The 14,668-nt window shown below is 65.1% G+C and carries 16 protein-coding genes and 1 other RNA gene; 13 read left to right on the forward strand and 4 right to left on the reverse strand.

Going from position 1 to position 14,668, the window contains the following annotated elements:
- Positions 1-21 precede the first annotated feature (21 nt).
- Positions 22-1,560 carry an alpha/beta hydrolase gene (locus tag ACIBJI_RS25145; protein WP_397086190.1) on the reverse strand — a complete coding sequence of 513 codons (1,539 nt, stop codon included), beginning with the start codon at positions 1,558-1,560 and terminating at the stop codon, positions 22-24.
- A 282-nt stretch (positions 1,561-1,842) separates the two neighbouring features.
- Here ACIBJI_RS25145 and panB point away from each other — a divergent pair, with 282 nt between their 5' ends.
- From panB to ACIBJI_RS25170, 5 genes are all read left to right on the forward strand, one after another.
- Positions 1,843-2,697 carry a 3-methyl-2-oxobutanoate hydroxymethyltransferase gene (gene panB / locus ACIBJI_RS25150; RefSeq protein WP_364345346.1) on the forward strand — a complete coding sequence of 285 codons (855 nt, stop codon included), beginning with the start codon at positions 1,843-1,845 and terminating at the stop codon, positions 2,695-2,697.
- Between the two features lie 7 nt (positions 2,698-2,704).
- Positions 2,705-3,559, forward strand: a complete 855-nt coding sequence (locus ACIBJI_RS25155; RefSeq protein WP_397086192.1) for a phosphotransferase — start codon at positions 2,705-2,707, stop codon at positions 3,557-3,559.
- Between the two features lie 90 nt (positions 3,560-3,649).
- A complete protein-coding gene (locus tag ACIBJI_RS25160) occupies positions 3,650-4,099 on the forward strand; it encodes a hypothetical protein (protein ID WP_364345350.1) in 450 nt (149 codons plus the stop codon).
- The gene (gene pip / locus ACIBJI_RS25165; RefSeq protein WP_364345352.1) at positions 4,099-5,061 is read left to right on the forward strand and encodes a prolyl aminopeptidase; all 963 of its coding nucleotides are present in this window, start codon (positions 4,099-4,101) and stop codon (positions 5,059-5,061) included. The genes ACIBJI_RS25160 and pip overlap by 1 nt, the downstream gene beginning before the upstream one ends.
- Before the next feature lie 2 nt (positions 5,062-5,063).
- Positions 5,064-5,990 carry a CHAD domain-containing protein gene (locus ACIBJI_RS25170; protein WP_364345354.1) on the forward strand — a complete coding sequence of 309 codons (927 nt, stop codon included), beginning with the start codon at positions 5,064-5,066 and terminating at the stop codon, positions 5,988-5,990.
- 129 nt (positions 5,991-6,119) lie between these two features.
- On the opposite strand, the gene ACIBJI_RS25175 is transcribed toward ACIBJI_RS25170, so the two are convergent.
- Entirely contained in the window at positions 6,120-7,007 is an 888-nt protein-coding gene (locus ACIBJI_RS25175) for an alpha/beta fold hydrolase (RefSeq protein ID WP_364345356.1), read from the reverse strand.
- Positions 7,008-7,113: 106 nt separating this feature from the next.
- Here ACIBJI_RS25175 and rnpB point away from each other — a divergent pair.
- Both rnpB and ACIBJI_RS25185 read left to right on the forward strand, forming a co-directional pair.
- Positions 7,114-7,529: RNase P RNA component class A (gene rnpB / locus ACIBJI_RS25180), an RNA gene on the forward strand.
- Positions 7,530-7,622: 93 nt separating this feature from the next.
- Positions 7,623-8,516, forward strand: a complete 894-nt coding sequence (locus ACIBJI_RS25185) for a slipin family protein (RefSeq protein ID WP_364345358.1) — start codon at positions 7,623-7,625, stop codon at positions 8,514-8,516.
- Between the two features lie 228 nt (positions 8,517-8,744).
- On the opposite strand, the gene ACIBJI_RS25190 is transcribed toward ACIBJI_RS25185, so the two are convergent.
- On the reverse strand, positions 8,745-9,125 hold the full coding sequence (locus ACIBJI_RS25190; protein ID WP_364345360.1) for a hypothetical protein: 381 nt from the start codon (positions 9,123-9,125) through the stop codon (positions 8,745-8,747).
- Positions 9,126-9,551: 426 nt separating this feature from the next.
- On the opposite strand from ACIBJI_RS25190, the gene ACIBJI_RS25195 reads away from it, so the two are divergent.
- Both ACIBJI_RS25195 and ACIBJI_RS25200 read left to right on the forward strand, forming a co-directional pair.
- A complete protein-coding gene (locus tag ACIBJI_RS25195; protein WP_364345362.1) occupies positions 9,552-9,884 on the forward strand; it encodes a hypothetical protein in 333 nt (110 codons plus the stop codon).
- Between the two features lie 17 nt (positions 9,885-9,901).
- Positions 9,902-11,584: an RNB domain-containing ribonuclease gene (locus tag ACIBJI_RS25200; RefSeq protein ID WP_364345364.1), complete on the forward strand. Its 1,683-nt coding sequence runs from the start codon at positions 9,902-9,904 to the stop codon at positions 11,582-11,584.
- Between the two features lie 290 nt (positions 11,585-11,874).
- On the opposite strand, the gene ACIBJI_RS25205 is transcribed toward ACIBJI_RS25200, so the two are convergent.
- Entirely contained in the window at positions 11,875-12,081 is a 207-nt protein-coding gene (locus ACIBJI_RS25205; protein ID WP_364345366.1) for a hypothetical protein, read from the reverse strand.
- A gap of 156 nt (positions 12,082-12,237) precedes the next feature.
- Here ACIBJI_RS25205 and ACIBJI_RS25210 point away from each other — a divergent pair, with 156 nt between their 5' ends.
- The 4 genes from ACIBJI_RS25210 (at position 12,238) to ACIBJI_RS25225 (ending at position 14,644) form a co-directional block, all read left to right on the forward strand.
- Positions 12,238-12,759 carry a DUF6879 family protein gene (locus ACIBJI_RS25210; protein WP_396958609.1) on the forward strand — a complete coding sequence of 174 codons (522 nt, stop codon included), beginning with the start codon at positions 12,238-12,240 and terminating at the stop codon, positions 12,757-12,759.
- Complete coding sequence (locus ACIBJI_RS25215) at positions 12,756-13,592, forward strand: helix-turn-helix transcriptional regulator (protein WP_364345376.1); 837 nt, start codon at positions 12,756-12,758, stop codon at positions 13,590-13,592. The genes ACIBJI_RS25210 and ACIBJI_RS25215 overlap by 4 nt, the downstream gene beginning before the upstream one ends.
- A gap of 82 nt (positions 13,593-13,674) precedes the next feature.
- On the forward strand, positions 13,675-14,283 hold the full coding sequence (locus ACIBJI_RS25220) for a TrmH family RNA methyltransferase (protein WP_364345378.1): 609 nt from the start codon (positions 13,675-13,677) through the stop codon (positions 14,281-14,283).
- Positions 14,284-14,359: 76 nt separating this feature from the next.
- Entirely contained in the window at positions 14,360-14,644 is a 285-nt protein-coding gene (locus ACIBJI_RS25225) for a hypothetical protein (protein ID WP_364345380.1), read from the forward strand.
- Positions 14,645-14,668 lie beyond the last annotated feature (24 nt).

Genomic DNA, 14,668 nt, shown 5'->3' on the forward strand with positions numbered 1-14,668 from the left:
GGCGCGGTCGGGAGCGGGGAATCAGCAGGTCAGACCGGACCCTGGGACCTTCAGATCGGTGAGGTAGGAGATCACCGCGTCGTCGAGGCACTGATCACCGGCGACCAATGCCGCGGTGTGCCGGGTGCCCCGGTAGGTGATCAGCGCGGCGCCGAGCTGGTTGGCCAGATCGACACCGGCCTGATACGGCGTCGCGGGATCCTCGGTGGTCGACACCACCACCGTCTTCGGCAGACCCGGCGCCGAAACCTTGTGCGGTGTGCTCGTGTTCGGCACGGGCCAGACGGCGCACAGTTCCAGCGGTGCGGTTCCGGTGCCGCGACCGTCGTCCAGGAACGGTGCCGCCTGGCGGTATTCCATGTCCTGTCGGCCCACCACGGCACGATCGTTGATCGGCGGATCATCGACGCAGCGGATGGCGTTGAAGGCCTCCTGCGTGTTGTCGTAGCTGCCGTCGTCGCGGCGACCGTCGTACAGATCGGCGAGCTTCAACAGCGTGTCGCCACGCCCGTCGCGCAATTCGGACAGACCGAGGGTGAGCACCTTCCAGAAATCATCGGAGTAGAGCGCCTGCTGCACGCCGGTGATGGCGTCGCCGTAGCTGAGTCCGCGTGGATCGGTGGTCGCGGCCGGTTTGGTCTCCAGCGGATTCACCAGCGCGCGGAACTTCGCGACCGCCTGGGACGGATCGGTGCCGAGCGGGCAGTCCGCCTGCTTGGCGCATTCCGCGGCGTAGGCGTCGAAGGCCTGCTGGAAGCCCGCCGCCTGCCGCAGCGATTCCTGGATCGGATCCTGGGATGAGTCCACCGCACCGTCGAGCACCAGGGCGCGCACATTGTTCGGGAACTTCTCGGCGTAGGCCGAGCCGAGCTTGGTGCCGTAGGAGTAGCCGAGATAGCTGAGTTTCGGATCGCCGAGTACGGCGCGGATCACGTCCATGTCCTGTATCACCTCGCGGGTGCCGACATGGGCCAGGAATTCGGTGCCGGTGCGCTCGACGCAGTGGCCGACGAACTCATGGTTCTCGTCCTCGGCCTTGGCAATGCCGTCGGGAGTGTTGTCGGTCGGCGGTTCGGCGCGTTCGGCGTCGTTCTGCTGCGGGGTCAGGCAAGCGACCGTCGGGATCGAGGATCCGACACCGCGCGGATCGAAACCTACTCGGTCGAAGCGCTCGGCCAGCGGCGTCTTGCCCGCGATGCCCACCATCGACAAACCCGATACGCCCGGACCGCCCGGATTGAGCAGCAGTGAGCCGATCCGGTTGCCGCTGGCCGGAATTCGGGCCAGCGCGATCTGCGCGGTGGCGCCCTCGGGCTTGCTGTAATCGACGGGCACGGTGATGCGGGCGCATTCGGTATTCGGTGCGAGGCGGTCGTCCGGGGAGCCGAAATCGCCGCAGGAACCCCAGTTCGCGGTCTGGCTGTAGAACTTCTCGAGGCCCGCGGGCGATGTGGGTAACGCAGTGCCCGGCTCGTCCTTGGATGCGGTGCATCCGGCCGCCACCACCGCCAGCGCCACCGCGACCAGCACCCCACGCGACCCATTCCGCACCACAGACATGGGAAAGATCCTGGCATGCCTGCCCCACCTCTGGCGAAACTCCGGCCGGCCGTGAGTACTCGAACCTCGATCACCGCACCGACCGTTGGGACTGCGACGGGTTCTGGGCGTACACGAGTTACCCATGTTCGTGCGAAATCAGTCGCTGCGCTGGGCTTGCGATGTGACCAATTGCATCGCCTATGGCCTTAAACGGGCGAGGCAGGGGGTGCACACTGGATTCGTCATACAAACCCGGGGACCCGAACGGGCCTCGAGGCGACAACCACGAAAGGGACGATGATGTCCGTATCCGAATCGGAAACCCCTGCCTACGGCGCTGCCCCGGCTGCCAAGCCGACAAAGCGCAAGACGCGGGTACCTCATCTGCAGCAGATGAAGGCCGATGGCGAGAAGTGGTCGATGTTGACCGCCTACGACTATTCCTCCGCTCGCATCTTCGAAGAGGCCGGAATCCCGGTCCTACTGGTGGGTGATTCCGCCGCCAACGTCGTCTACGGCTACGACACCACCGTGCCGATCACCGTCGACGAACTCATCCCGCTGGTGCGTGGTGTGGTCCGTGGTGCACCGCACGCACTGGTGGTGGCCGATCTGCCGTTCGGCACCTACGAGTCCTCGCCGCAGCAGGCGCTGGCCACCGCGACCCGGTTCATGAAGGAGGGCGGTGCGCACGCGGTGAAGCTGGAGGGCGGTGAGCGCGTCGCCGAGCAGATCGCGCTGATCACCTCGGCCGGTATTCCGGTGATGGCGCATATCGGCTTCACCCCGCAGAGCGTCAATACCCTCGGTGGTTTCCGGGTGCAGGGTCGTGGCGACGGCGCCGAGCAGCTCATCGCCGATGCCATCGCGGTCCAGGAGGCCGGTGCGTTCTCCGTGGTAATGGAGATGGTGCCGGCCGAACTCGCCGGCCAGGTGACCCGCAAGCTGACCATCCCGACCGTCGGCATCGGCGCCGGCGCGGAATGCGATGCGCAGGTGCTGGTCTGGCAGGATATGGCGGGCTACACCAGCGGTAAGACCGCCAAGTTCGTCAAGCGGTTCGGCCGGATCGGCGATGAGTTGCGTTCGGCCGCGGCCGCTTACGCCGACGAGGTGCGGCGCGGGACCTTCCCCGGCCCCGAGCACAGCTTCTGAGTTCACGATGACCGGCCGAGCGGTGCATGCACCAGCGGCGCTGCTCGGCCAACCCGTGCAGCCGATGCTCGACTGGGCCACCGGAGTTCTCGCCGATCGCTGCGTGAAAATCGTTGGTACGCCGGAGGAAACGCGACGGCGGTCGTGGTCGTTGATCGTGCGCATCCCGACCGATGCGGGTCCGATGTGGTTGAAGGCCAACGCCCGAGCCGGTGCGCACGAGGGTCCGTTGCTGCAGGCATTGGCCCGGCTGCGGCCCGGTAGTGTGCTCGAACCGCTTGCGGTGCAACCGGATCGCGGCTGGATACTCAGTCCCGACGGCGGTGCCACCGCGCGGGATTCCGCGGCGGCGTGGACCGAATTGGTCCGCCGCTACGCCGACCTCCAGTTGGCGATGGGCGACCACATCGCTGAACTGCGCGACACCGGCACACCGTATCTGCCACCGCCCCAACTGATCACGGTGTATCAGCATTTCGAGCCCCGTGTCCCCGGCCTCGGCGCGGCGATCACCGAAGCCGCTGCGGCGCTCGCCGAATTCGGCAGACTGAGCATCGAACACAATGATCTGCACCCGGGCAATGTGTTCACCGACTCGGACATGCTGTTCGACTGGGGCGATGCCGTGGTTACCCACCCGTTGCTGTCCTGGCGGGTACTGCGCGGTGCGCACCGCACAGAATATCTGGAACGGTGGCGGCGATCCGGTGCCGTTACCGACGCAGAAATCGCTCTCGCCGACCGGCTGGCACCGTTGATCGCCCTGCATCCTTGGCGCACCATCGACGCATCGCCACCGAGGTTCGCGCGCTTCCTGCAGGGCTTGCTCGACGAGCTGCGCGCGGGCTTTCGCCAGGTTTGATCGGCGGCGCCCAGCAAAATCGCGCGGGCCACGCGGGGCAAATAATGGCAGACTCGAAGCCGACAATGCCGACACGAGCAGAGGGTACCGATGCCGCAAACCCGTTGGATTTCACGCAGCACGCTGGTGGTAGCGGGGATTTTCGCAGCCGTGGCGCTCACCGCCTGCGGGAACGACTCGAGCCCGGCGCCCACCGGCAGCTCGAGTTCGACCACCGGATCGGCCACGGCCACCAGCGCGGGCAAGACCACCAGCGCACCGACGACCACCCTGGAGATCTCCGACGCGTCGGCCACCCAGCTGTGCGACATGATCCGCCCGGAGCTGTCGAACTGGCGGGTACAGGGTCCGACGCTGGGCCGGATCGGGCTCAATGCTCTGGTGCACGAATGGGCGCTGCGCAATGGCGGCATCAACGGCCATGTACTCGCCGATAAGCCGATGATCGACCGGATCACCACCAAGAGCTGCGCCGATGTGCACCAGCAGGCGATCGAGGCATTGGAACTGCCCGATCTGGCTTCGGGGATCGCCTTCTGATGCGAACTCACTACCCCGCGATCGAGCCGTACCAAACGGGCATGCTCGATGTCGGCGCGGACCAAGCCGTGTACTGGGAGGTCAGCGGCAATCCAGACGGTAAGCCCGTGGTGTTCCTGCACGGCGGACCCGGTGGCGGCACCGAACCATTCCACCGGCAGTTCTTCGATCCGGCCGCATACAAGATCGTGCTGCTGGATCAGCGCGGCTGCGGACGGTCCACCCCGCATATCGCGGACGGGGCGAGTCTGGAGACCAATACCACCTGGCACCTGATCGCCGATATCGAAGCGCTGCGCATTCATCTCGACATCGACCGCTGGCAGGTATTCGGCGGCTCCTGGGGTTCTACGCTCGCACTCGCCTATGCGCAACAGCATCCGGAGCGGGTCACCGAACTCGTACTGCGCGGGATCTTCCTGTTGCGGCGCAAGGAAATCGACTGGTACTACAACGGCGCCGCAGGCTACATCTACCCCGACGAGTGGGAGAAGTTCCTGGCCCCGGTGCCGCAGGACGAGCGCGACAGCGATCTGGTTCGGGTGTATCACCGGCTGCTGCACTCCCCCGACGAGAAGGTCGCACAAGCGGCCGCCGTCGCCTGGTCCACATGGGAGGGCGCGACGAGTTCGCTACTGCCGCACCCTGATCGGGTACAGGAGAGCGCCCAGCCGCGGTTCGCACTGGCATTCGCCAGGATCGAGAACCACTACTTCGTCAATGGCGGCTTCCTCGACGAGGGACAGCTGCTGCGCGATATCGACAAGATCGCGCATATCCCCGCCGTCATCGTGCAGGGACGCCACGATGTCGTCTGCCCGGCGACCAGCGCATGGGAACTGCATCGCGCCTGGCCCGGTTCGGTACTGCACATCGTCGACGATGCCGGTCACGCCGCCGCCGAACCCGGAATAACGCACCATCTCGTCGAGGCGACCGACGGATTCGCGAAAGTGAGCTGATCATGGTCACGGCCGGAACCGCCATCGTCGCGGCGCTGCGCGACGACGTCGACCGGCTGCTGGCCGCCGAACCGGATGTCCGTGCCGACGCCTGGGATTCGGTGCACCAGATGCGGGTCGCGACGCGCAGACTGCGCAGTGTGCTGCGCTCCTACCGGACGCTCTTCGAAGCCACACCGATCGCCGAGATACAGCACGAACTCGAGTGGCTGGCCGATCTACTCGGTGTGGCGCGTGATGCCGAGGTGCGGGCGGAACGGTTCACAGCGCTGTTGGCCGCGCATGCGCCACAGGATGAATTCGCCCGGCTCGCAATGGAAACGGCCGTTCCAAAGGCGGCAGGCAACAGCTATGTGCCCGGCACCACCGAGTACGTGCGCACCGAACTGGTCGATGCGGAACGCGACCGGTACCGAACCGCACATGCCGAGGTCCTCGCCGCCCTCGATCACCACCGCTATCACGCACTGCGCCACCGTCTTTCGGCCTGGCGCACCGACCCACCGCTCGACGCGGACCAATCGAAACAGCCAGCCGCCGAGGTCTTCGAACGCATCCTGCGCAAGGACCGCAAACGCTTACGGCGACTGGTCTACGCCGAGCCCGCCGTTTCGCCCGCCGAGCGCGTCGAACTGCTGCACGATATCCGCAAGGGCGCCAAACGCCTGCGTTACTCGTGCGAAGGCGCGATCTACGTACTCGGCGATGCCGCAAAGGATCTCGGCACCGAGGCGAAACGCCTACAAACCGTACTCGGTGACCACCGCGACGCCGTCGAATCCCGCGAAGCCATCCTGGCCCGCGCCGCCGAAACCCACGCCACCGGCGTCAACGCCACCATCTATGAACTCCTGGCCGATGCCGAAGAAATCGCCGCAGGCGAGGCACTGGCCAAATACCCCGCCGCGGCGGCGTTCGTATCGGCTTGATCGGCCCCGGTCACTTCACCCCCGTAGCGAAGATCAGAATGGCGAATAGCAGCATGGAAACGCACAGCTGAGCGCTGTAGCCGGCAGCACGAGCACGAGAAGCGCGTCCGGCCGTTGTCTGCGCGGCAGCTAGGGCCGCAGCACCGACACCAGGAACTCGGTCTGGTCGTAGACCGTCTGCTCGAAGACATCGTCGAAGTAGACATCGAAATGTCCTACCGGATAACGCTTTACGATCGCGTGCTTGGTGCGTTCGGCCGCGCGCATGGTCGGTTTCGGTGGGGCGATGGTGTCGTTGTCGGCGATCGCGTAGAAGACCGGCATCTTCAATGCCTTGGCCCGGCGGCCGGGGGAATCGAACAATGTCGAGAAAGCCACGCGGGCAGCGACTTTCGGTTCGTAGGTCTCACTCTCATCCGCGAGCCTGCCGTAACCCTCCGGTGCATCCGGCGCGCTCATCAGCGCCGCTGAACGCTTGCGACCGGCCAATCGGACGCGAACGGGCTTGCGCCGGATCGGACCGACGAGCAGATCGGTAGCCGCGATGGTGGCCACCTTGGTCAGGCTGGTCGGGCCCTTCGCCATGGCCGAGGCCCAGCCGCTGGTGAACGGTACCTGGGCGACGACCGCCGCGATGTAGTCGTCGTCGGGCGCTACCGTCAGCACATGGCCACCGCCGAAAGAAGTGCCCCACAGCGCAATTCGGGTCGCGTCGAAGCCGCGCAGCGTGCGTGCGTAAGCGATGGCCGAGCGCCAGTCCTCGCGCTGACGGGCGATATGTAGTAGCTGACGCGGCGCACCTTGACTGGCCCCGAAATGCCGGTAATCGAATACCAACACACCCATCCCGGCGGCGGCGAAGCGCCGGGCGTACCTATCCAGCCCCATCTCCCGGTTTGCGCCGAGACCGTGCCCCATTACAACGAGTGGGCGGGGCTTGGGGATGCCAGCGGGGGGATACAGCCAGGCAGCGCACTGCTCGCTGCCCGAGGGAAAACTGACCTCGACACGTTCCATGGCACCTCACCGTACTGTTTCGATCCGAACTACTACCCCCCGACCGGTCACGGGTCAGGCCAGTGATCAAGGTACCCCTTGATCAAAGTAGGCTAAACGCTGCGGACGAGTTGGCCGGGCGGCCGCGGTGATGGGAACGGGTACGTGAGTGCCGCAGCCCGTCGCCGAGGAAAGTCCGGACTCCACAGAGCAGGGCGGTTGCTAACGGCAACCCGGGGTGACCCGCGGGAAAGTGCCACAGAAAAAAGACCGCCCACGATCCCCCGGGATCGTGCGGTGAGGGTGAAACGGTGCGGTAAGAGCGCACCAGCGCCCCGGGTGACCGGGGCGGCTAGGTAAACCCCGCCCGGAGCAAGGTCGAAGGTCGCACCGTTCGCGGTGCGGCTGCGCAGGTGTTCGAGGGCTGCTCGCCCGAGCCTGCGGGTGGACCGCTCGAGGCACCCGGCAACGGTGTGTCCAGATGGATGGCCGTCACCCGGTGTGAGCCGGGGACAGGATCCGGCTTACAGGCCAACTCGTCCGCCCCCTGCAATCCGGTGCTCACCGGTGCCATGATGGAACTGGACCGCTGAGCCGGAATTCGGTGCGGTCAGGCACTTCGCACGGGGTGTAACCATGGATATTCTTGCCGTTATCGGGGCGATTTTCGGGGTGGGGGCGATCGCGGGCGGGATAGTCACCGCGATGAGCGCGCGCATTGTCACCCAATACGAGAAGGGGCTGGTGTTCCGGTTCGGCCGGGTGGTCGGAACCCGAGATCCCGGACTGCGAATGCTGATTCCATTCGTCGACCGGATGCGCAAGGTCTCCACGCAGATCGTCACCATGCCGGTGCCCGCGCAGGACGGCATCACCCGCGACAACGTGACCGTACGCGTCGACGCCGTGGTCTATTTCCGGGTGATCGATCCGGTCTGCGCGGTGGTGGAGGTACAGAACTATCTTTTCGCGGTAGGGCAGGTGGCGCAGACGTCCTTGCGTTCGATTATCGGAAAGAGTGATCTGGATAGCCTGTTGTCCAATCGTGAGGAGTTGAACAAGGGGCTGGAGATCATGATCGATAGCCCGGCACTCGGCTGGGGAATCCATATCGATCGGGTGGAGATCAAGGATGTATCGATACCGGATTCACTGAAGCGCTCGATGTCGCGGCAGGCCGAGGCGGAGCGGGAACGACGGGCGCGGGTGATTTCCGCCGAGGGCGAATTACAAGCGTCGAAGAAGTTGGCCCAGGCGGGTGCGCAAATGTCGGAATCGCCGGCGGCACTGCAACTACGATTGCTGGAGACCGTGGTTCAAGTTGCGGCGGAAAAGAATTCGACATTGGTGCTGCCGTTTCCGGTGGAGTTACTGCGGTTCCTGGAACGCGGTACGCCGTCCGGGGCGAGCGCCGCCGAGTCCACCCCGACCGCACCCCAGCCCACACCGGAAATCACCCCGCCCGAGCCGACACCGGCGCTCGGTCAGGGCAACACGCCAGCGGCCGAACAAGATGGAATGCGCTCGTAACACAACGGGCGTATACCGATACGGGTACGGTTGACCGTTTCGATCGACCCGCAAACAGTCGCTACGGCCGATTGCGCCGTACGACCGCATCGGTAGCACAACGTAAGGAAACCGGGCCGATGTCCATACTGATTCCCGTGATCGCGATCATCGTCATGATCACCGTCGGGTACGTGTTGAAATACCTGCCCAATTACTTGCCGTGGCTGAAGGATTGACTATTTCAGCTCAGCAGAGCATCTTCGCCATCTGATAGATGGCCTGGGCCTCCTCCTTGGAGGCCTCGGAGGCGCCCTTCGTGCGCTTGATGACGTTCTGGACGACCTCGTCCTCGCTCTTGCCGTCCTTGATGTCTTTGCAGGTCTGGACCAGAATGTCGCCGATCTTGGCGTCGTCTTTGCCCTCGGCGAGCTTGGGGAAGGCGCTGCGGTAACTGACGACGAACGTCCCCGCCTTGACGTTGTCCAACATCTCACCGCCCGCGGCCTTCGCCGCCGAAGTCGTCGCGGAAGCGGGCGCGGCGGAAGAGTCTTTGTCATCGCCGCAACCGGCAAGGAGCAGGGCTAACACGGTGCAGCTGGCCGCGATCGCGGCGGTAGTTCTGGTCACGCAGCGGATGCTAGCGGCACTTGGGAAACGTCGCCTCCCGTCTGGTTAACGGAAGGCGACGAAGACCGCATCGTTGACGGTGAGGTCAGAGCGGGTTGACCATGAAAACCTGAGCCCAATACGCCGCCTGCTCAGGACCGAGCAGAGGCATCAGGTAATCGAAAAGAATCGTTGACATCAGTGGATAACTCCCAATTGTCGACGTACGGGTCACTTGCGAATGTGCGGGAAAAGCTCGATCCCGCCACGCCGGGGAACCCTAGCAGCCGGGCTCTGACGCCGCCGGGTTCGGCGTGTCCGGCATGGCGATTCGGGTGGCACTGGCCTAGAACGTGAGCGACGTCATAGAGTAGGCGCCGTTGGTAAGACCCGTTGCCGGTCCGCCACAAACTCACATTCTTCGATCACGGAAGCAGGCACAACTCTATGCGGATTGTTCGTTCACTGGTCGCCGGTGCGCTGATCGCCGGGGCCGCATCGGTTTTCGCCATGCTGGGCACCGGGTCCGCCTCGGCGGTCGCGGTTACCCCGCTGGCGGGTGGGGTCCAGGTCGACCTCAACTCGGCCGACACCGCCTGGGTGCACCAGAACCACATCGGGCAGGCCATCGCCGGTCTGCCGCATCCGTCGGCGGCCTCGTTCGGCCAGGCGCTGGACGCGGCGGCGGACGTTTCCGCCGGCGTCCCGGGTGGACGGGTGACCTTTACCGTGTACGGGCCGCTCAATGAATTGAACGGCACCATGCTGGCACTGCAGTAGAGACCGACTGCGACAGCGTGGAACTTCACCAGCGGATCGTGTCGGCGCCGGTCGATTTCGGCGCCATTCGATCCGAATTCGGATTGGCCTCGGCGTATCCCGCCGAGGCCACCGCGGCGGCCCGCGACGCGATCGACGCGTTCGCGGGCGCTCGCGCCGATCGCACCGATATTCCATTCGTCACCATCGACCCGCCCGGCGCCATGGATCTGGACCAGGCGGTGCATATCGAACACACCTCTTCCGGTTTCACTGTCCACTACGCGATCGCCGATGTCGGCGCCGTAATAGATCCCGCGGGCCCGCTGGCCCAGGAAGCGGGCGCGCGCGGCCAGACCTTCTATCTACCCGACGGCACCGTGCCGCTGCACCCGCCGATCCTTTCGGAGAATTCCGCGAGCCTGCTGCCCGAACAGACCAGGCCCGCGGCGCTGTGGACCATCGAATGCGATGAGACCGCCGAGCCGCAACGATTCTCGGTAATCCGGGCTACCGTGCGCTCGCGGGCCCGACTCGACTACGCGAGCGTCCAAGCCGACGCCGACGCGAACCGCCTGCATCCCTCGATCGCGGCCCTGCCGGAATTCGGTACGCGGCGCATCGAGGCCGGGCTGGCCCGCGGCGCGATCGGACTGCGCCTGCCCGCCCAGAGCGTTATCCGTGACGACAAGGCCGTCGGCCACTGGCATCTGGTAGTGGAACCGCGCACCGCCGCCGACGACTGGAACGAACAGATTTCCCTGTTGACCGGTATGTGCGCTGCGCGAATCATGTTGAACGACAGTGGATCCGGTGGCGTGCCCCGGGCCGGTGAGCGGATCGCATTGCTGCGGACCATGCCGCCGCCCGTAGAATCGGCGATTGATTCGATGCGCAGGACGGCTGCGGCGTTGGGGGTCGACTGGCCTGCGGATCAGTCCGTCGGGCGGATGTTGGCCGGACTCGATCCGAATGCGCCTGCGACGTTGGTCTTGATGTCCGAGGCGACAGGGTTGCTGCGTGGTGCGGGATATACGGTGCTCGATGGCGTGGCGGCCGCAGGGGCAAACGGTTCCAGGGCCGGTGCTCAGGTGGCTGATGGTGCGCTGTCGTCGGGTGGTGTGGAGTTGGTGGCCGATCCACGGTCGGCAGGTGCTACCGAGTCGCTAGGTGGCGTGGGCCCGCCGGGTGGTGCCCGTTCCATCGGCGGCGCGGCTGCGGCGGGCAGCGCGCGTGCGGTGGGCGTTCGGGGGACCGGCGCCAAGCCAACGAGAAACCCACAGACCGTGAACAACCTGCAGCACAGTGCGATCGGCGCCCCCTACGCGCACGTCACCGCACCGCTGCGCCGCCTCGCCGACCGCTTCGCAACCGAGATCTGCCTCGCCCGCTGCGCCGGAACCGAAGTCCCGCAATGGGTCCGCGATGGCCTCGCCCCCACCGCCGAGTCGATGAAACGCAGCGACAGCCTCGCAGGCAAGGTCGAACGCGCCTGCATCGACCTCACCGAATCCACCCTGCTCGCCGAACGCAGCGGCTCGATCTTCGAAGCCGTAGTAGTACGCGAAGCCAACGGCACCCGCCCCGCCGAAGTCTTCATCGCCGACCCACCGGTTGTCGGGCCGTGCGCCGGCGCACCCCCGGAAGGCGCGCAGGTCCAGGTGCGCCTGGTCGCCGCCGACCCCACCACCCGCAAGATCAGCTTCGGTTACCCGATCTGAGCCTTCTTCACGCACCGTCGACGTCTACGAAACGGATTGCCGCGCAACGGGGGTAGGTCTGCCCGGGTAACACCGTGATCACATCGCACACTTTGACCAATCGCTCGGGTACCCCGCCGCCGCGCCCCAGCGCAGGGCCAACTTCCCTACTCCCGCCATACGAAATGCACCATGGGTCTGCTCCAGGGCGCATTCGCGGATCGGTATCCGAGTGGTTCGAGCGGTCGTTGGCCAGACCTCTGACCAGGCTATTACGTTTATCTCCGCTGGGGTTGCTGCTCCCTCCGAGGTCATTCGTCCGGGGTGTATTCGGCGTACTGTCCCGACTTGGGGGAGGTGGCTGCGGCCAACTCTCGGGCAGCCTGGACCAGTGCGTCTATGGCCCGATGCTCCGGACCGAGGTACCGGCCCACCTCCTCCGTGATCTGTTGGAGCTGGTCGCGCAGCCTCGCTGAGGTTTCCTTGTCGAGTGCGCCGGGGGGTTCGGTGGTAGGCATGCCGTTCCTCTGGTCAGAATCGGTTAGGGCACTTGGAGGTTGGTACCTCCACCCTCACCGGCCGACCGATCACCGAGCCTGACACGCTGGCTCAGCTCGACCTTGCGCCCAACGAGACAGCGATTGAAGTTCCGAAGATCAGGAGGACGTTCTACGGTGCTCTACCTTCAGCATGAGCCGCCGGACTGGGTCGCCCTATTCCGCGATTGCAAAGCCGAAGCGTTCCATCTTGAAGTTCGGGACGCCTACGCCGTGCCGACCGAGTCGGACCGGTTTCGCCGGTTCCTCGAAGGTCAGCCCGCGTTGCCGGATGAGCACAAGGACCGATGGAACGATCTCATCCGGGAGACAACCGGCCGTGGTGTGACCGTGAGCCGGGTACGTGTGGTCACGGTCCCGCACACCGACTATCACCGTTGGTTGCTCTCGGTGACCGACACCAACACCGAAGCGGGTGAGGACATCCGTTACGTGCCTCGGCATCTCGCCGGGGAGGTGCCTTCGGATGACTGGTGGCTCATCGACAACGAGCGGGTTGTCTTCAACCTCGTGAACGAGCAAGGAAAGCCAGCGGGTCTGGCAGTGACCACCGATCCGGGAATCGTCGGCTACTCCCGGAGTGTGAAACAACGACTGTGGCAGCTGGCCACGCCGTACGCGGAGTACGTCAGCCAGTGACCAGCGTCCACGATGCGCGGGAAGCTCTCGGGGTACGACTTCGGGAGCTTCGCCGTACGGCCGGGCTCACCAACCGGAAGCTTGCCCAGCTCTCCGGTTGGCACGAGTCGAAGGTGTCCAAGATCGAATACGGCCGGATCAAACCGTCTGACGACGACATCCGGGCGTACTGCGAACACGCGAACGCCAGTGACCAACTCCCAGACCTGTTGGCCACCCTTCACAACATCGAGGTTGCGTACCTCGAATGGCGGAAGATCCTCGGAACCGGGCTGAAGCGTCGGCAACAGAAGTCGCTGAAGCTCGAAGCGGAAGCAACTCACATCCGCGACTATCAGCCGCAGATCATTCCCGGCTTGTTGCAAACGGCCGAGTACGCCGAGGCCAAGCTACGCCGGGGTATCCAGTTCCACCAGGTACCCGACGACGTAGACGAAGCCGTGTCGAAGAGAATGGAACGGCAACGCATCCTGTACCAGCGTCACCACCTGTTCCACTTCCTGATTGCTGAGCAAGCGCTCTACACCACCGTCGGCACCGATGCCGTCATGATCGGCCAGCTCGACCGGCTGGCCTCCATAATCGGAATGCCCAGAGTCACCATCGGCATCGTTCCGGCCACAGCCGAGGCCCTTGTGGTGTCCACCAACTTCGCCATGTTCGACAACCGGCTGGTCATGGTGGAAGGGACAGCCGCAGAGCTGACCATCACTCAGCCGCGCGAGATAGCGACCTACGGCCGTGCGTTCACAATCCTTGCCGGACAGTCTATTACCGGTGAGACTGCACGGAAGTTGATCGGGGCAGCACTCGACAAACGACGCGGACGATGATCCAGCGCGATCCTGCGAGTACATGGGCGGGACCGGTATGCTGAGGCGATACGGCCCGGTCGTCAAATGATCGGCCACGTCGATGGCTGGATGCGCCGCGAAGCATCATTGCGATGGAATTCATTGTCTGCCAAGACTTACACTCCCTTGGGAAGGGTATTCCCGCGCGCCGGTGACGGCGGCGCGGGTGCGCACCCGCTCTGAACTTCGTCGGCAACGCCGTCAGCGTTCGCATGGCTGTTGGAATCATTTGCTCGCGGCACCGCTTTGGCCCAAGCACGGTGTCAACCTCGGCACCTTGCTTCGCACGTGTGATGCGGTCGGTGCGTGTATGGCGGTGCCGCGGCGGCCGTGGGTGCCCGATGCGCTCGACCACGGCAATACGCTGCGCCACCGTCAGTGTGTGCACTGGATCGACGGGCGGGTCGATCGGTGGCTGCAGCGTCAGCGGGACGGGGGTTCGGCGATCGTGGGCGTCGAACTCACCGACGAGTCCATTCGACTCGCCGATCTGCCCGTCGCCCGCAAACGCACCGTCATCGTGCTCGGCCACGAGTCCACCGGTATCCCGCCGGAAGGGCTGGAACTGCTGGATATGGCCGTCGAGATCCCGATGGTCGGCACCGGACACAGCCTCAACGTGGCCGTCGCCGGATCCCTGGTGCTCTACAAACTCGCGGGTCTGTGCTGAGCCGGTGGAGTTCGAGCCGTCGATGTAGGTCGCGGTAGATTGCGGTGGAGTTCACGGCGGAAGTGGGGAGCGGGTGATGACCGATCCATTGACATTGGAGATTCGGCGGCAGCAGGTGTTTCATCGGCTGCGGGAATTGCGTGGGGAGCTGGCCGGGCTCGATGCCGCCTATGGTTCGTTGCAAACCTCGGGGATATTGGTCGATACCGAGGGGATCGGGGCGCTCACGACCCCGGCTTACTGCATTGCCGGGGCGCGGGAAGTCTTCGAGGAGACCATGATCGAGCTCGATGCCGCCGCCGATGCGCTCGATCGCGCCGGGGCTTACACCACTCGGCTGCGCCCGGTCGTCCTCGAATAGTCCGCACTGGGCAAACCTGTCGGT

The organism is Nocardia sp. NPDC050408, from assembly GCF_044458905.1.
Classification (GTDB): Bacteria; Actinomycetota; Actinomycetes; order Mycobacteriales; family Mycobacteriaceae; genus Nocardia.